Genomic DNA, 15,763 nt, shown 5'->3' on the forward strand with positions numbered 1-15,763 from the left:
CAGGAGACCGCGATGATCTCGGTGGCGACGCCCTTTTCCTTCAATCGGACCGCTTCTTCGACGGCGATCTCGTCGAAGGGGTTCATGCTCATCTTCACGTCGGCGATGGCTACGCCCGTGCCATCGGACTTGACGCGGACCTTGACGTTGTAATCGACGACCCGCTTGACGGGGACAAGTATCTTCATGGCTGCTGCACTCGATGAGTTCAAGAAACAATAGGGGGATCAGGCCCGCTCCACATGTGCGCGGATGTCACCGGTGGCGTCGTCGATCCAGCCATGGGGCCGCGCCTTCGACACCATCAGCGCCAGGTCATTCAGCCATTGCGGCGTCGCCAACGGCCCTGCCAGCGCGCGCAAGCCCCGCTGCGAAACCCAGCACACCTGATCGTTATCGAAGCGGGCCACGTCGTCAAAGGCGCGCTGGAGCCTTTCGTTCGAGCGCGGCGCGTCGTGGAGGACGACCTTGAACGCCTTGAAGTCGTCAGGCCGGTGCAGCGACAGCGCACCGTCGGTCCAATGGATTTCCATGATCGGAATGACTCGTCGATTCGAAAAGCCGCATGCCGGTGCGCTCAGATCGGTTCGGCCTCGGCTCGCGAACAGGGCGCGTCCGCATGCGTCACGCCCTGGAAGGCCATCGCTTCGATGTCCTCGTCCGAGTAGCCGAGTTCGCGCAGGATCTCGGCGCTGTGCTCGCCGAGCGCCGGCGGCGGCCTGTAGTTCGACGGCGGCGTGCCGTACCACTCGCTGGGCACCGCGGTCTCTCGGATCGCGCCCAGCGCCGGCACCTCCTGCTCGCGGAAGAAGCCGATGTCCTTCAGGTGCGGATCGTCCAGCAGGGTCTCGAAGGTATGCACCGGAAAAACAGGGATGTCCGCGGACTTGAGCAGCTCGCGCCACTGCGCGGTGGTCTTGGTCGCCAGGTGTTGTTCGACGAAGGCATTGAGCTCGTCGGCATGCTGGGTGCGGGCCGTGATGTCGGCCAGCCGCGGGTCGGTCTGGTACATCTCGCCCATGCCCAGAATCTCCAGGAAGGCTTTCCAGTGGTGGTCCTGGTAGATGACGCAGCACACGTGGGCATCGAGCGTGCGAAAGGGCCGGCGCGCCGCCGACAGCAGGCGCGGGTACCCGAAGTCGCCGCGCGCCGGAACGAACTTCTCGCCGTAGAGGTGGTCGCCCAGCACGTAGGGCACCATGGTCTCGAACATGGGCACGTCCACGCGCTGGCCGAGCCCGGTCTTCTCGCGGGCATAGAGGGCCGAGGCGATCACGCCGAAGGCATAGAGGCCCACGGAGCGGTCGGCCAAGTTGATCGGGATGAAGCGCGGCGTCCCATCCACGCTCGGCGCCATGGCGCTGGGCATGGCGGTCGCGGCCTGGATCAGGTCGTCGAAGGCCGGCGAGGGCGCGTAGCGGCCGCGCTGCGAGAAGCCGAACATGCCGACGTAGATGAGCCGCGGGTTGACCTGGCTCAGGGCCTCGTAGGTCAGGCCCAGGCGCTCCATCGCCGCCGGCCGCACGTTGTAGGTGAGCACGTCGGCCTGGGCCACGAGCTTGCGCAGGACCTCCACGCCCTCCGGGGTCTTGAGGTTCAGCACCAGGCTGCGCTTGTTGCGGTTGAGGCCCAGGTAGATCGGGCCCATGCGCTCGTCGCCGCCGGGGCCGATCTTGCGCGTGGCGTCGCCGGTCGGCGGTTCGATCTTCACCACGTCGGCGCCGAGGTCCGCGAGCATCTGGGTGGCGGAGGGGCCCATGAGCACCGCGGTGATGTCCACCACGCGCACGCCTGCCAGGGGTCCGGAGAATGCCATGAGGGTCCTTGTGTTCGTGTTTGCTGCGCAGAGATTCAGCGCATGTAGAGGCCGCCGTTCACGTCGATGGTGGCCCCGGTGACGAAGCCGGCCTCCGCCGAGGCGAGCCAGGCGGCGGCCGCCGCGATCTCGACCGGCTGCCCGACGCGGCCCAGCGGAACGTTCTGCAGGTGCACGTAGGTCTCGCCGGCCTTTTCGGCGGGCACGGTCGAACGCAGCATCTGCGTGTCGATGGGGCCGGGCGCGATGGCGTTGACGGTGATGCCCTGGCCGGCAAGCTCGCGTGCGCACACCTTGGTGAGGGCGAGCACGCCTCCCTTGGAGGCGCTGTAGGCAGCGCCGGCGCCCAGGCCGCCCTGCTGGCCGGCCAGCGAGGCGATGGTGATGATCCGCCCGTGCGGCACCGGAACGGCCGCGCGGCGCCGCGCCATCTCGCGGATGCAGAGAAAGGTGCCACGCGCATTGACCGCGTGGACGCCTTCCCATTCGTCGAGCGTGAGCTCCGTCAGAAGGGCGCGCCCGGGCGTGGCGCGGGTACTCAGCAGGCCGGCGAAGCAGCCGAGCACGGCGACGGGCCCGAGCTCGGACTCGACGTGCTCGAACGCGTCGCGCACGGAGGCTTCGCCGCTGACGTCCATCCCGATGCCGCGGTGTCCGCCGCCCGGCAGCGCCTCGGCCGCCTGGCGGGCCCGATGCGCGTCGAGGTCGGCGACGACCACCGCCATGCCTTCGCCGGCGAAGCGCTCGGCCGTGGCCCGGGCGAGGCCGCCGGTGCCGCCGGTCAGCAGTGCGATGCGCCTTGTCGATTCGTGGGGCACGTGCGGCTCCTTCAAACGGCGGGAGCGCTGTCCGGCGGACCGTACACACCCCTCTCGAGCATGGCCTTGGAGCCCAGATCGGCGCCGTTCCAGCGCGTGAAGTAGCCGGCGGTGAGGCCGCCGTCCACCGCCAGCGCGGTACCGTTGATGTACGAGGCTCCGTCGGACAGGAGGAACAGGGTGGCGTGCGCCTGCTCGTCGGCGCGCGAGAAGCGGCCCATGGGCACGCGATCGACCATCGCGTTCTGCACGTGCTCGGGCGGCGCCACCTTGCGCAGCAGCGGCGTATCGACCACGCCGGGCGCGACCGCGTTGACGCGGACGCCGCGGCGGCCCCATTCGATGGCCAGCGAGCGCGTCAGGCCCACCACGCCGTGCTTGGAGGCGGCATAGTGCGTGCGCCCCGCGTGGCCGCCGAGCGCGTCGGTGGAAGCGATGGTCACGATCGCACCGCGGCCGCGTGCCAGCATGTGCCGGCCCACGGCGCGCGCGCTGTAGAACACGCCGCTGAGGTTGATGTCGATCACCAGGTCCCAGGTCTCGTCGGCCATCTGCTCGGCCGGCTCGGGCCGCGAGACGCCGGCGCATGCCGCCAGGCCTTCGATGGGGCCGAAGTCCCGCTCGACGGCGTCGACGGCAGCCTGGCAGGCGGCCGGGTCGCGCACGTCCACCGCATGCGCGACGACCGCGGCGCCGGGCAGGGCCTTGAGTTCGGTCAGCGCCGCGTCGATGTGCTGTGCGGAGCTGTCCAGCAGGGCGACGCGCGCGCCCTGGCCCAGCGCTTCCCGCGCCACGGCCAGGCCGATGCCGGAGGCGCCGCCGGTGACCGCGATGACACGGCCTGCTAGCCCATAGTTCATGTGTGTGTTCCTTCGATCGGAAAGGTGAGGAAGATGGCCGGCGGCCCGTTGGATCTGCGCGTTCACCGGTGCCGCTGGTACTCGGCCTTGTAGCCAAGGCGCAGGGACAGGCCCGCGGCCACGGCGCGCAGCCGCTCGACCGCGCAGTCGTCGACGCGGAACTCCTTCGTGTCGCCGAGCATGGCGATGGCCAGCACGATGTCGCCCTTGGCGTCGAACACGGGCGCGGCCACGGCCGTCACGGGATGTTCGTTGACGCCCGGCGTCATCGCGTTGGCGATGGTGCCGAGACCCCGGGCGCGGACTTCGCGCAGGTAGTTCTCGACGTCGTCTCGGGTGCGGAAGCGGCGCGCGTCTTCGCGGCCTTCGCAGCGCTTCTGTTGATCGAGTTCGTGGTCGAGCAGGGGCCCGGTGACCTCACGCGGCGCGTAGGCCGCGAACAGCGCGCCGGTGGAGGAGCCGAGCAGCGACACCACCAGGCCGCAGCGCACGCTGGTGCGCAGCGGCTTGCTCGCCTCGCGCCACCAGATCATGGTCGGGCCCAAGTTGCCCCACACCGAGATGCCCACGGTGCGATCGGTCTCGCGGCCGAGCTCGTCGGTCAGCGGCCGCGCGGCATGGATCGCCGACAGGGTCGCGACGTTGGGCTGGTCGACCTCGCCCGGCGCCACCGGCTCGTGCGCGTGCACCACCTGGTACTTGCCGCTGCGAAAGGCCAGTGGCTGGCGTCCATGGTTGCGGATGCGCAGGACGCGGCCGAGGAAGACGACGTGGTCGCCGCCCGGGTAGGTCGCCTCGCGCCGGCATTCGAGCTGCGCGACGCAGCCGTCGATCAGCGGAATGCCGCTCGCGCTGGTCGTGTGGGAAACGCCCTCGAACTGGTCGACGCTCGACTTCGCGAAGCGCTGCGACACGCCGATCTGGTCCTCGGCGAGGATATTGACGACGAAGTGATCGGCCGTGCTGTAGATCGGAAAGCTCGATGCATTGAGCCGCAGGCTCCAGAGGATGAGCGGCGGGTCCAGCGACACCGAGCTGAAGGAGTTGGCCGTCATGCCGTAGCGGCGCCCGTCCGGCCCCACCGTCGTGATGACCGTGACGCCGGTGATGAACTCACCCAGGCAGCGGCGGAAGTCGACCGAGCTGAACTCGGTGACGGTGCCGCCGGCCGCGGTGACAGCAAGCTCGCTCATCGCGACTCAACCCACCTTGCGCAGGGCCGCCTCGTGTTGCGCGAAGGCCTTGTCGGCCGCGCCGCGCCGCAGGGTCTTGAACTCCTCCACGCGCTCGGCCATCACGTTGTAGGTGGCGACGCGGTTGGCGTTGGCGCCGCTGAAGTGCGGCATCACGTAGCGGGCGTAGAGCTCGAAGGACTTCATGGTCTGGTCCCAGTCGGCCCAATCCACGTGCTGCGCGAGGAACACGCCGAACTGACCCTGCTTGCCGCGCAGCCGCTCGATCATCGCGATGGCGTCCTCGGGCGTGCCGATGACGGCACGGCCCGAGTCGACCAGGATGTCGACCGGGTCGCGGCCGTCCTTCGGGAAGGGGTTGGGCGCCGCCATGTCGTAGTAGCGCACCCAGCGATCCAGCCCGTGGCGGACATTCTCGCGCGCCTTCTCGCGCGTCTCGGCGATGTGCATCGGGGCCACCAGGCGCAGCTTGGCCGGGTCCATGGTGTTGCCGTACTGGGCCGCCACCTCGTTGGCGATCTTCCAGTTGCTGGCCAGCACGTCGAAGGCGCCGACCTGCGACGCGGCCACGCACAGCATGGACATGCCGAACTTGCCGGCCGCACGGCCGCCGGAGGGCGTGCCGGCGCTGGCCACCGCCATCTCGAGCGGCTGCGAATAGGGCAGCAGGTGGGCGCGCGCCTCGACCAGGTTGAACCAGTCGGTCCTGGCCGTCACGCATTCGCCGCGCAGCAGGCGGACGATGACATCGATGGCCTCGAGCATCATGTCTCGCGTCTTTTCGGGGTCGATGCCCATCATCAGCGCGTCGGACATCAGCAGGCCCGGGCCGAAGCCGAAGGACACGCGGCCCATGGTCTGGTGGTCGAGCTGGGCCATGCGGTTGGCGACGACCAGGGGGTTGTGATAGGGCAGCGTCATCACGCCGGTGCCGAAGCGGATGCGGCGCGTGACTTCCGCGGCCGCGGCGATGAAGAGGTCGGGCGACGCGATGATCTCGAACCCGCCGGAGTGGTGCTCGCCGACCCACAGCTCGGCGAAGCCCAGCTTGTCCAGGTGCTGCGCGAGTTCGATGTCGCGGCGCAACCAGGTGGTGGGGCTTTCCTCGTTCGGATGGTAGGGAGCGAGAAACACGCCGTGCTGGAGGGGAATCTGTGACATCGGGTCTCCTGTCTGACTTCGAAAGTAAGAGGGTCTGGGGAGCGGGTGCTCGACGCCTGGAGTTGACACTGGTCTTAAAGAACTGTCAATAGTACTTTATAGGATCCCCTGCGTCGGTTCGTGTCGTGTTCGCGGTGCGGCTTCGCCCGGCGGCGTCACCAGGCGGCGTCGAGCAGCGCGTGCAGTTGGGCCGGGTCGTCGACGTGGCGCGGATTGCGCCGAAGGAAATGGTCCGCGCCGGCATCGGCGACGACCGCGTCGAAGTCGGCCCGTTGCAGGCCCGTGTCGCGCAAGCGGCGGGGCACGCCGAGGTCGTAGAACAGGGCATCGAAGGTGCCGATCACGTCGGCCGCATCGGGCGCGCCGCCGAGGCCGGCTCGCAGTTTCCACAGGCGATCGCGCGTCGCCGGCAGGTTGAAGCGCATGCTGTGCGGCAGCACGATGGCGTTGACGATGCCGTTGGCCACCTGGCTGCGGTGTCCGATGGCGTGGCCCAGCACCGAGGCGAGGCCGCCGCCGGCCTGGTCGGTGCCCCGGCCGGAGAGGACCGCCGCGAGCACCAGCCGCGCCCGCCGGGGCGCGTCCTGCGGGTGGTCCTTCCATTCCCGCAGGTCCTGCATCAGCATCCGCAGCGCGTGGATCAGCAGCGCGTCGGACAAAAAGTCGCCGCGCGCCGATTCCAGCCCTTCCACCGCCATCGCCAGGGCGTTGAGCGCGGCGGCGAGCACCAGGGGCGCGGGAGCCGTGGCGATCAGGGCGTGATCGACGAATACGGCCCGCGCGCGCGTCTTGGGATCGAAGAGGGCCAAGCGTTCGCCGTCGGCCGCCTGCACCGCGCTGCCGGCCTTGGCGCAGGCCGTGGTGGGCGTGGTGGGCAGAACGAACTGGGGCAGCTTGGGCCGGTCCAGACGCGGGCTGTGCGTGCGGCCTTCGCTGTCGATGCGGCTGCACAGGTCGGCGGCGCTGCCGTCCTCCGCGGCGAGGATGCTCGCAGCGCGCGCCGTGACGATGGCGGAGCCGCCGCCCAGCGCGACGACGGCATCGGCCTTCGTGTCGGCGATGCAGGCGGCGCCCTGCGCCGCGCTGTCGGCCGGGCTGTGGCCGCGCACGCCGTTGTAGGCGCCGGCCATGCGACCGCCCAGTGTCTGTGCCACCAGCGCCAGCGCGCCGCCCGGGCGACTCAAGGTGGCACCGCAGAAGACCACGGCCCGGCGGCAGCCCAGGCGGTCGAGTTCGCGGGGCAGCGCGGCCAGCGCGTTCTCGCCACAGTGCAGCCTCAACTCGGCGATGTGATGCTGGAAAGCCATCCTGCTGGTAATGCTGAAGGGGCTTGCAGTCTAAGCTAGTGCTATAAGCATGTCATTAGTCTTTCTTTGTTCAGGAGACCTGGATGACGCTCGTCACCGCCAATATTCCGCGTGCCATGAACCACGCGCCGTTGCGGGCCGGGCCGATCACGCTCTATGCGCAGCTCGCCAGCATTCTGCGCGACCGCATCCTCACCGGCCTTTGGAAGCCGGGCGACGAGATTCCCACGCTGGAGCAACTGGTCGACGAGTTCGCCGTGGCACGCGTCACGGTGCGCCAGGCGATCCAGATCCTGGTGGAGGAAGGGCTGCTGTCGAGCCAGCGCGGGCGCCGGACCTGCGTGACCTTCGACCCCGCCACCGTCGATGCGCCGCTGTTCTCTTCCACCGGCTCGCCGGACGGCGACATCGACGGCAACAGCTATTCGATCCAGCTCATCTCGCACCAGGAGTTCGACCAGCTGCCGCCGCAGTTCGCGGGGCTGGGTACTCCGGCCGGAAAGTACATGCGGATCCGCAAGGTGGATGGGCTCAACGGCATTCCCTACACCGTGTCGGACAACTACGTGGCGCTGTCGCTCTACCGGCGCTTTCCCGCGGGCGCCGAAGGCAGCATCAAGCTGAGCCGGCTGGTGCGCGACCACGCACGTCCGCCGCTCAACTCGGCCATCGAACGCACCTCGATCTCGGTGGCGAGCTACGACGACGCCAACCTGCTGCAGATACCGGTGGGAAGCCCGGTGGCGCACGTGACGCGTGCTTTCTTCGCCGCCGATCGCCTGCTGGTCTACCTGGGTGCGCTGGTGTATCGGGGCGACCGCTTCGTGGTGGAACGCGACGTCAGCTATGCGCTGGCCGAGCCGCCCGGCCAGCCGCGCCCGGCCACCGACCCCCGGCCGCTGCTGTACATGCCGGCTTCCGCCCCCGGTGCCCGCGCCTGACGCGGCGCGATGTGTCAGAGGGCGTGAATGAATCCCGCCCGCCCGTTCACACCTTCTTCAGACCAGGCCGGAGCGCTCGCCGAGCCCTTCCATGGTGTCGGCGAACTCGTCGAGGATGTCGTAGATCACCTGGCGCACCGAGCTTTCCTGGTTGATCGTGCCCACGATCTGGCCGACCGGGCAGGTCATGTACTCCAGCGCCCGGGCCCGGTCGATGCGCAGGCGCGCCTCGACGTTCAGCACGCTCTGCCAGGGCATGGGCAGAGGCTTGGGCGCATCGGGCTGCAGCCAGGCCTCGGTGTACTTGCTGCGCAGCATGCGCCCCGGCTTTCCGGTCTTGGAGCGCGTCTGCACGGCGTCGCCGGATTTGGCCTTGAACAGCAGCTGCTTCATTTCGTCGGTGAGGTCGCTCTCGCGCGTGCCGTGCCAGATCGAGCCGCACCAGATGCCCTGCGCTCCCAACGCGAAGGCGGCCGCCATCTGACGCCCCCGGCCGATGCCGCCGGCCGCCAGCACCGGCATGGGCGCCACCGCATCCACCACTTCCGGCCAGAGCACCATCGAGCTCACGACCCCCGTATGGCCCGCAGCCTCCGTGCCCTGCGCGATCACCAGGTCGAGCCCGGCCTCCTTGTGCTTGAGCGCGTGCTCGACCTTGCCGGTCATGGCGCCCACCATGATGCCGTGCGCGTGCAGCCGGTCCAGGATGGGGCGCGGCGGCGAGCCGAGCGCACTGACCACGAGCTTCACGCTCGGGTGCCGCAAGGCGACGTCGAGCAGTTCGCCGGCGAACTCCGGCGTCATGTGAAGGCGACCCAGCTCGGCGTTCATGAGCTCCTCCCGCTCGCTGGCGGGAAGCTCGGGAATGCCAGCCTTCTCGAGCAGGTCGCGCTGCCACTTCACATGTTCCTGCGACAACCGCGCCGGGTCGAGCGAGGCCTCGCCCACGGTCTCGTACTTCTGCGGCAGGAGCAGGTTCACGCCGTAGGGCTTGTCGCCCACCTGCTCATCGATCCACTTGAGTTCCCACTCGAGCTCCTCTGGCGTGTAGTAGGCGGTTCCGAGGCAGCCCAGGCCGCCGGCCCGCGTGATCTCCGCCACGACGTTCCGGCAATGGGAGAAACCGAAGACGGGGATCTCGATGTTGAACATGCTGCACATGGCGTTCCGGGTCACGTTGGCTCCTTGGGTTGGATGGCGAGTACTTCTCGCCCTGAAGTACCGATAATGGTACATTAAGCAGACTTTATTGGAAACGTCACTTTCAAGATGCCGCAGGACAAGCCATTCACGGGGCCGCTCTCGGGCCTGAAGATCCTCGATCTCACGGCCGTGCTGATGGGCCCCTCCGCCACGCAGATGCTGGCCGACCTCGGCGCGGACGTCGTCAAGGTCGAGACCGGCGTCGGCGACGCGACGCGCAAGATCGGACCGCAGGGCGACGCGGGGATGGGCCCGGTCTATCTCGCGGCCAACCGGAACAAGCGCAGCATCGTGCTCGACCTGGCCGCGCCGGCGGGACGCGAGGCCTTCCTGCGGCTGGCGAAGAACGCCGACGTGCTCACGACCAACGTCCGGCCCGACGGCCTGAAGCGCCTGCGCCTGCGCTACGAGGACGTGGCCCAGGTCAACGAGCGCATCGTCTATGTGAGCATGGTCGGCTTCTCGCAGCGTGGACGCTACGCGCGATCGCCGGCTTTCGACGACCTGATCCAGGCCGCGACCGCGTTGCCCTGGGCCGTGGCAGCCAACACCGACGACGCGCCGCACTACGTGCCGGTGAACATCGCCGATCGCTCGGTCGGCCTGTACGCCTTCGGCGTCGTGCTTGCGGCGCTGTACAGCCGCGACCGGACGGGCAAGGGTCAGCAGGTCGACGTGCCCATGTTCGAGACCATGGTGCCCTACGTGCTCGGGGACCATCTCTACGGACAGAAGTTCCTGCCGCCCCAGGGCGAGTTCGGCTACCCCCGGCTGCTGGCCAAGGCGCGCCAGCCCTACCGCACCAAGGACGCCTGGGTCTGCTGCGCGATCTACCACGACCACCATTGGAAGGCCTTCCTCGAAGTGGTCGGCATGGGCCACCTGTGGGGCACCGATCCGCGCCTGGCCACCATGACGACACGCACCGCGCACAGCGAGGAGCTCAACGCCTTCGTGCGCGAGCAGCTTCAGCTGCGCACCACGGCGCAGTGGCAGGCGGCGCTGGCCGAGGCGGACATTCCGGTGTTCCCGATGAACACCTTCCAGAGCCTGCTGGACGACCCGCACCTGCGCGACATCGGCTTCTTCTCGGAGGTCGAGCATCCGCACGTGGGCACGATCCGCGAGATGGCGGTGCCCAGCGAATGGCACGGCACGCCGCCCGGGAACTACCGCGCGCCGCCCCTGCTGGGCGAGCAGAGTGAAGAGATCCTGCGCGAGATCGGCTACAGCGATGCCGACATCGCGAAGATGATGAAGGACGGCGTCTGCCGCCAACCCGACAAGGGCTCGGTCCCGCCTGCCAAGGAAACGCCATGACATGCAATCGCCGAACCGCCACGGTCGCGCTGCTCGCCGGCCTCGGCATGGCCGGAGCCCGCGCCCAGGCCCAGCAGGTCACGAAGTTCGTCACCGGAAGCGCGCCCGGCGGCGGCACCGACGTGCTGACCCGCCTGCTGGCCGAGCACATGGGCCATGCGATGGGACGCACCATCATCGTGGAGAACAAGCCCGGCGCGTCCTACAACATCGCCGCGGACCACGTGGCCAAGGCGGCGCCCGACGGCCTGACGGCGCTGGTGACTTTCAACGTGCATCCGATCGCCGGCGCGCTGCACCCGCAGCTGCCCTTCGATCCGGTGACCAGCTTCGCGGCGGTCGGCATCATCGCCACCACGCCCTATGCGCTGGTGGCCACGCCGACCCTGCCCGGCGCCCATCTCAAGGAGGTGCTGACGCTGGCGAAGAGCCAGGGCCGATCGCTCTCCTTCGCCTCGATCGGCATCGGCACGCCGCAGCACCTGATGCTGGAACGGCTCAAGCAGCAGACCGGCGTGGACATCCGCATGGCCCACTACAAGAATGCGTCAGTCGGGCAGACCGACGTCGCGGCCGGGCACGTCGACTTCACGCTGTCGACCATCGCCTTCTGCGAGCCGCTGGTACGCGCCGGGCGCATGAAGGTACTCGCCGTCACCAGCCCGCAGCGCCTGCCACAGCTGCCGGACGCGCCCACCATCGACGAGCTGGGCTACAAAGGATTCGTGACCGACGGCTGGTACGCGATGCTGCTGCCCGCGCGCACGCCGCCGGAAATCGTGAAGCGCTACAACGACGCGCTCAACCAGGTGCTGGCCGATCCCGCCGTGCTGCAGAAATTCAAGGCCGCCAACCTGGTGGCCACGCGGGGCACGCCCCAGGTGCTCGACCGGCAGATCCGGGAGGACGCGGCGATGTGGAAGAAGGTCATCACCGAACAGGGCATCAAGCCGGAGTAGCGCAGCGCCGGCGCCCGGCGCGCCTGCCTCATGCGGCTTGCGCGTGGTCCGGCGCGAGCGAGACCAGCACCTTGCCGCGGTTGCGACCCTGCAGCATCCCGATGAAGGCGGCCGGAGCCGTGGCCAGCCCGTGGCTCACGTCCTCGCGCATGCGGATGCGGCCCTCGGACCACCAGCGTGCCATGTCGCGCTCGAAGTCGGGGCGCAGGTCGAGGTGGTCGGAGGTGATGTAGCCGCGGATCGTCAGGCGCTGCGTGAGCAGCCGGTACCAGCCGGGTCCCGCGGTTTCCGGCGCGTTGTATTCGGCGATGAGCCCGCACACCACGATGCGCCCGCCGCGCGCCATGAGCGGCCACACCGCGTCGCGCGAGGGGCCGCCGGCGTTCTCGAAGGCGACGTCGATGCCGTCCGGGCAGGCGCGCGCCAGGGCCTGCGCCAGCGCGGGGTCGCGGTGGTCCACGCAGGCATCGAAGCCAAATTCATCGACCGCGGCTCGGCACTTGTCTTCGCCGCCCGCGATGCCCACCACGCGGCAGCCCAGGATGCGCGCGATCTGGCCCACCACCGAGCCCACGGCGCCCGCGGCCGCGCTGACGGCCACCGTCTCGCCGGCTCGCGGCCGGCCGTGCGCCAGCAGGCCGATATAGGCCGCAAGACCGGATGTGCCCAAGGGCCCCAGCCAGGCCGGCGGCGGCGCGAGCTTCGGATCGATTTTGTTGAGATCGCCGCCGGGCAGCGCCGAGAAGCATTGCCAGCCGCCCCGCATGGCCATCGCCATGTCGCCCGGCGCGAAGCCGGGGTGACGGCTCTGCAGCACCGTGCCGATGGCCTGGCCGTAGACGACGTCGCCCAGCGCCATCGGTGCGCTGTACGAGCCTGCCTCGTCCATGCGCAGCCGGGCGGCGGGTGCCAGGCCCAGCCAATCGTGGCGCATCAGCACCTCGCCTTCGGCCGGGTGGGGCATCGGCGCTTGCGTGAGCCGGAAGTCCTCGGGCCGTGGCAGGCCCCGCGGCCGCGCCACGAGCACGACCTGGCGATTCGCGCGCATCAGTAGGACTTGGGCAGGCCGAGTTCGCGCTCGGCGATGAAACAAAGGATCATCTCGCGGCTGACCGGCGCGATGCGCGGGAGGATGGTCTCGCGCAGGTAGCGCTCGACATGGAATTCCTTCGCATAGCCGAAGCCGCCGTGGGTGCGCACGGCCCGGTCGCAGGCCTCGAAAGAGGCTTCGGCGGCGAGGTACTTCGCCGTGTTCGCCTCCGCGCCGCAGGGCTGGCCCGCATCGTAGAGCGTGGCTGCATGCCAGGTCATGAGGTCGGCCGCCTCCAGCGCCATCCAGCTCTCGGCCAGCGGGTGCTGGATCGACTGGTTCTTGCCGATGGGCCGGCCGAACACGACGCGCTCCTTCGCATACTCCGCCGCCTTGCGCAGGGCGCGGCGGCCCAGGCCCACCACTTCGGCGGCGATGATGATGCGCTCGGGATTCAGGCTGTCCAGCAGCACCCTGAAGCCCTTGCCTTCATCGCCGATGCGGTCTTCCACCGGCACCTCCAGGCCCTCGATGTAGATCGCGTTCGAGTCGACTGCCGCGCGCCCGAGCTTTTCGATCTCCTGCACCTGGATCTTCGTGCGGTCGAAGTCGGTGCAGAACAGCGTCATGCCGTCGGTCGGCCGCGCGCATTCCTCCAGCGGCGTCGTGCGGGCCAGCAGCATGATCTTGTTGACCACCTGCGCGGTCGAGGTCCAGACCTTCTGGCCGTTGACGATGTAGCGGTCGCCCTTGCGCACGGCGCGCGTGGTGATCGCGGTGGTGTTGAGTCCGGCGTCCGGCTCCGTCACGCCGAAGCAGGCCTGGTCCTGACCGGTGGCCAGGCGCGGCAGGATGCGCTTCTTCTGCTCGGCCGTGCCGTGTACCGTCACCGCGTGCGGGCCGAACACGCCGGCCTGGATGGCCGAGCAGGCCGCGATGGCGCCGGCCGAGCCGCCGATGACCTGCATCAGCAAGGCCGCCTCCGTCACGCCCAGGCCGGCGCCGCCGTACTCCTCGGGGATGGTGATGCCGAGCCAGCCGGCTTCCTTCGCCGCCTGGTGATACGCCACCGGCCACTCGTGCTTGAGGTCGCGTTCGAGCCAGTAGGCGTCGTCGAATCGATCGCAGACCTTCTTGGCAGCGTCGTGAATCTGCTGACGCAAGGGCGTCATGGCCAGGCCGGGCATCGCGGGTTCTCCTGCAGAGGTGTGATCGGCCGAAGGATAGAGTAAGCCTAATGACCAGTCAACCAGCCTAATTGCGGGATGTTCGATCTTTGACGCCGCTGCGCGTCGCGGCACCGGTCAATCGGGCGTGATGTTCAGGTCCTTGATGAGGCGGCTCCAGATCTTCGCATCCGCCCGCATCTGACGGTCGAGCACCTCGGGCGCGCCGGGCGTGGGCGTGATGCCCTGGGCTTCCAGGCGCTCCTTGAAGGGCGCGCTGGTCAATGCCTTGTCGAGCGCCTCGTTGTAGCTTTGCACGACAGGCGCCGGCGTGGCGGCCGGCAGCAGCAGCGCGAACCAGCCCACCGACACGAAGTCGCGGATGCCTGCTTCGGTCACGGTCGGCACCGCCGGCAGTTCGGGCAGCCGCTTGTCGCTCGTCACCGCCAGCGCCTTGACGCGGCCGGCCTTGATCTGCGGCATCGCCAGGCTGGGCGTGGCCAGGGCCATGTCGACGTGGCCGGCGATCACGTCGTTGGCGGCCAGTGCGCCCCCCTTGTAGTGCACCATGGTGATGTCGACGCCGGACTCCTTGCGCAGGCGCTCCATGGTCAGGTGCTGGGGCGAGCCGGCGCCGGTGGAGCCGAAGCTCAGCGGCTTGCCAGCCCCCTTGGCCTGCGCCAGCACTTCGGCCAGGTCGCGCCCCGGCAGCGTGGGCGCGGCCACCAGCACGTACGGGGTGGTGCCGACCATGCCGACCGAGCGGAAGTCCTTGATCGGATCGAAAGGCAGATGCGGAAAGAGGGCGCCGACGGCGGGATGCGCGTTGTAGACGAGGAGCAGGTGGCTGCCGTCCGGCGGCGACTTGGCGACCAGATCGGCAGCGATATTGCCCGAGGCCCCCGGCTTGTTCTCGACGATGAAGCTGCGGCCGAGCGTGCGCGTGAAGCTCTCGGCCAGCAGGCGCGCCACGCTGTCGGAACTGGCGCCGGGTGCGCTGCCGACGACCAGCCGGACCACGCGCGCGCCGGACGCCTGCGCGAAAGAGGGCGTGGCCAGCATCGCCGCGGCGCAGGCGGATGCGAGGGCGACGACGAGGCGGCGGGAAACAGGGGCGCTGCGCGATCGGGACATGTCAGGCAATTTAGTGGATCCCAAGGTACCGTCAATGGGCCTTGACCCGATGGCGCCCCTAGAATCCGGGCCATGCGAGCACCGACCACTTCCCAGACTCCTACCTACAGGCTCGAGGCCGGGCCGGTGACGCTCTATGCGCAGCTCGCGGGCATCCTGCGCGAACGCATCAAGAGCGGGGCCTGGCCCAACGGCGAGGAGATTCCCACGCTCGAGGAACTGGCCGCCGACTTCAACGTCGCGCGCGTCACGGTGCGCCAGGCCATGCAGATCCTCATGAAGGAAGGCCTCGTCTCCAGCCAGCGCGGCCGCCGCACCTTCGTGACGTACACGCCGGCCGAAGACAAGAACCCGCTGTTCCTGTCGATCAACATGGTGTCGTCGGTCACGCCGAACTACGAGATCACCGTCATCAGCCGCGACGAGGTGCCCGAGTCCTACCTGGGCGAGCCGTACCTGGGCAAGGCGCGCGGCCCCTACATGCGCGTGCGCAAGGTCGACTTCGAGGGTGGCGAGCCGTATTCGGTGTCGACGCATTTCATCTCGCTGCCGATCTACAAGCGCTTCGGCAAGGTGGGCGAAGACCAGGTGAAGATCGCGCGCCTCGTGCGCGACAAGTCGCGCGGCGCGCTGCACCGCTGCCACGAGCGCGTGACGGTCGGCGCGGCGGATCTGGAGGAATCGCAGTTCCTCAAGTGCCCGCTGGCGGCGCCGGTCGCGCGCATCCGCCGCGTCTTCCTGGACGCGAAGGACGAGGTCCTTTACTACGCGCTGCTGACCTTCCGCAGCGACCGCTTCGGCATCGAGCGGGACACGACGGACCTGATCAAGGGCGCCTGAGCGCGCACGCGGGCG

Annotated in this window: 15 protein-coding genes and 1 pseudogene; 4 read left to right on the forward strand and 12 right to left on the reverse strand. The window is 69.2% G+C overall.

Translation table 11 applies throughout. The features are described 5' to 3' along the window. From ABEA07_RS13570 to ABEA07_RS13605, 8 genes and pseudogenes are all read right to left on the reverse strand, one after another. Window positions 1–188 (reverse strand): annotated as a pseudogene (locus ABEA07_RS13570) (electron transfer flavoprotein subunit beta/FixA family protein); the annotation flags it as partial. 39 nt (window positions 189–227) lie between these two features. Further along, window positions 228–533, reverse strand: coding sequence for a hypothetical protein (locus ABEA07_RS13575; protein ID WP_345538455.1), 306 nt, complete (start codon window positions 531–533; stop codon window positions 228–230). Between the two features lie 44 nt (window positions 534–577). After that, window positions 578–1,816, reverse strand: coding sequence for a CaiB/BaiF CoA transferase family protein (locus ABEA07_RS13580; protein ID WP_345538456.1), 1,239 nt, complete (start codon window positions 1,814–1,816; stop codon window positions 578–580). A 35-nt stretch (window positions 1,817–1,851) separates the two neighbouring features. Beyond that, window positions 1,852–2,634, reverse strand: a complete 783-nt coding sequence (locus ABEA07_RS13585) for an SDR family NAD(P)-dependent oxidoreductase (RefSeq protein WP_345538458.1) — start codon at window positions 2,632–2,634, stop codon at window positions 1,852–1,854. 11 nt (window positions 2,635–2,645) lie between these two features. After that, window positions 2,646–3,494 carry an SDR family NAD(P)-dependent oxidoreductase gene (locus tag ABEA07_RS13590; RefSeq protein ID WP_345538460.1) on the reverse strand — a complete coding sequence of 283 codons (849 nt, stop codon included), beginning with the start codon at window positions 3,492–3,494 and terminating at the stop codon, window positions 2,646–2,648. 62 nt (window positions 3,495–3,556) lie between these two features. Then, on the reverse strand, window positions 3,557–4,687 hold the full coding sequence (locus ABEA07_RS13595; RefSeq protein WP_345538461.1) for a flavin reductase: 1,131 nt from the start codon (window positions 4,685–4,687) through the stop codon (window positions 3,557–3,559). Between the two features lie 6 nt (window positions 4,688–4,693). Continuing rightward, window positions 4,694–5,848, reverse strand: a complete 1,155-nt coding sequence (locus tag ABEA07_RS13600) for an LLM class flavin-dependent oxidoreductase (RefSeq protein WP_345538462.1) — start codon at window positions 5,846–5,848, stop codon at window positions 4,694–4,696. Between the two features lie 155 nt (window positions 5,849–6,003). Continuing rightward, window positions 6,004–7,155: an iron-containing alcohol dehydrogenase family protein gene (locus ABEA07_RS13605; RefSeq protein ID WP_345538464.1), complete on the reverse strand. Its 1,152-nt coding sequence runs from the start codon at window positions 7,153–7,155 to the stop codon at window positions 6,004–6,006. A gap of 83 nt (window positions 7,156–7,238) precedes the next feature. Between ABEA07_RS13605 and ABEA07_RS13610 the strand changes: the two genes are divergently transcribed. Then, window positions 7,239–8,096: a GntR family transcriptional regulator gene (locus ABEA07_RS13610; protein WP_345538465.1), complete on the forward strand. Its 858-nt coding sequence runs from the start codon at window positions 7,239–7,241 to the stop codon at window positions 8,094–8,096. A gap of 57 nt (window positions 8,097–8,153) precedes the next feature. On the opposite strand, the gene ABEA07_RS13615 is transcribed toward ABEA07_RS13610, so the two are convergent. After that, window positions 8,154–9,272 (reverse strand): NAD(P)H-dependent flavin oxidoreductase, encoded by a 1,119-nt coding sequence (locus tag ABEA07_RS13615; RefSeq protein ID WP_345538467.1) that lies wholly within the window; start codon window positions 9,270–9,272, stop codon window positions 8,154–8,156. A gap of 93 nt (window positions 9,273–9,365) precedes the next feature. Between ABEA07_RS13615 and ABEA07_RS13620 the strand changes: the two genes are divergently transcribed. After that, the gene (locus ABEA07_RS13620; protein WP_345538469.1) at window positions 9,366–10,619 is read left to right on the forward strand and encodes a CaiB/BaiF CoA transferase family protein; all 1,254 of its coding nucleotides are present in this window, start codon (window positions 9,366–9,368) and stop codon (window positions 10,617–10,619) included. After that, complete coding sequence (locus ABEA07_RS13625) at window positions 10,616–11,578, forward strand: Bug family tripartite tricarboxylate transporter substrate binding protein (protein ID WP_345538470.1); 963 nt, start codon at window positions 10,616–10,618, stop codon at window positions 11,576–11,578. The genes ABEA07_RS13620 and ABEA07_RS13625 overlap by 4 nt, the downstream gene beginning before the upstream one ends. A 28-nt stretch (window positions 11,579–11,606) precedes the next feature. Here the strand turns inward: ABEA07_RS13625 and ABEA07_RS13630 are convergent, their stop codons facing one another. From ABEA07_RS13630 to ABEA07_RS13640, 3 genes are all read right to left on the reverse strand, one after another. Continuing rightward, a complete protein-coding gene (locus ABEA07_RS13630; protein WP_345538471.1) occupies window positions 11,607–12,626 on the reverse strand; it encodes an NADP-dependent oxidoreductase in 1,020 nt (339 codons plus the stop codon). After that, a complete protein-coding gene (locus tag ABEA07_RS13635) occupies window positions 12,626–13,795 on the reverse strand; it encodes an acyl-CoA dehydrogenase family protein (protein ID WP_345538473.1) in 1,170 nt (389 codons plus the stop codon). The genes ABEA07_RS13630 and ABEA07_RS13635 overlap by 1 nt, the downstream gene beginning before the upstream one ends. Window positions 13,796–13,912: 117 nt before the next feature. Further along, window positions 13,913–14,908: a Bug family tripartite tricarboxylate transporter substrate binding protein gene (locus ABEA07_RS13640; protein ID WP_345538474.1), complete on the reverse strand. Its 996-nt coding sequence runs from the start codon at window positions 14,906–14,908 to the stop codon at window positions 13,913–13,915. A 72-nt stretch (window positions 14,909–14,980) separates the two neighbouring features. On the opposite strand from ABEA07_RS13640, the gene ABEA07_RS13645 reads away from it, so the two are divergent. Then, window positions 14,981–15,748: a GntR family transcriptional regulator gene (locus tag ABEA07_RS13645; protein WP_345538475.1), complete on the forward strand. Its 768-nt coding sequence runs from the start codon at window positions 14,981–14,983 to the stop codon at window positions 15,746–15,748. Window positions 15,749–15,763: the final 15 nt, after the last annotated feature.

It is taken from the genome of Variovorax defluvii, assembly GCF_039541515.1.
Taxonomy (GTDB): domain Bacteria; phylum Pseudomonadota; class Gammaproteobacteria; order Burkholderiales; family Burkholderiaceae_C; genus Variovorax; species Variovorax defluvii.

Coding starts and splice junctions, on each gene's coding strand:
- ABEA07_RS13645 (WP_345538475.1), top strand. CDS start 14,981: ATGCGAGCACCGACCACTTCCCAGACTCCTACCTACAGGCTCGAGGCC.
- ABEA07_RS13605 (WP_345538464.1), bottom strand. CDS start 7,155: ATGGCTTTCCAGCATCACATCGCCGAGTTGAGGCTGCACTGTGGCGAG.
- ABEA07_RS13640 (WP_345538474.1), bottom strand. CDS start 14,908: ATGTCCCGATCGCGCAGCGCCCCTGTTTCCCGCCGCCTCGTCGTCGCC.
- ABEA07_RS13625 (WP_345538470.1), top strand. CDS start 10,616: ATGACATGCAATCGCCGAACCGCCACGGTCGCGCTGCTCGCCGGCCTC.
- ABEA07_RS13575 (WP_345538455.1), bottom strand. CDS start 533: ATGGAAATCCATTGGACCGACGGTGCGCTGTCGCTGCACCGGCCTGAC.
- ABEA07_RS13630 (WP_345538471.1), bottom strand. CDS start 12,626: ATGCGCGCGAATCGCCAGGTCGTGCTCGTGGCGCGGCCGCGGGGCCTG.
- ABEA07_RS13580 (WP_345538456.1), bottom strand. CDS start 1,816: ATGGCATTCTCCGGACCCCTGGCAGGCGTGCGCGTGGTGGACATCACC.
- ABEA07_RS13590 (WP_345538460.1), bottom strand. CDS start 3,494: ATGAACTATGGGCTAGCAGGCCGTGTCATCGCGGTCACCGGCGGCGCC.
- ABEA07_RS13610 (WP_345538465.1), top strand. CDS start 7,239: ATGACGCTCGTCACCGCCAATATTCCGCGTGCCATGAACCACGCGCCG.
- ABEA07_RS13620 (WP_345538469.1), top strand. CDS start 9,366: ATGCCGCAGGACAAGCCATTCACGGGGCCGCTCTCGGGCCTGAAGATC.
- ABEA07_RS13635 (WP_345538473.1), bottom strand. CDS start 13,795: ATGCCCGGCCTGGCCATGACGCCCTTGCGTCAGCAGATTCACGACGCT.
- ABEA07_RS13600 (WP_345538462.1), bottom strand. CDS start 5,848: ATGTCACAGATTCCCCTCCAGCACGGCGTGTTTCTCGCTCCCTACCAT.
- ABEA07_RS13595 (WP_345538461.1), bottom strand. CDS start 4,687: ATGAGCGAGCTTGCTGTCACCGCGGCCGGCGGCACCGTCACCGAGTTC.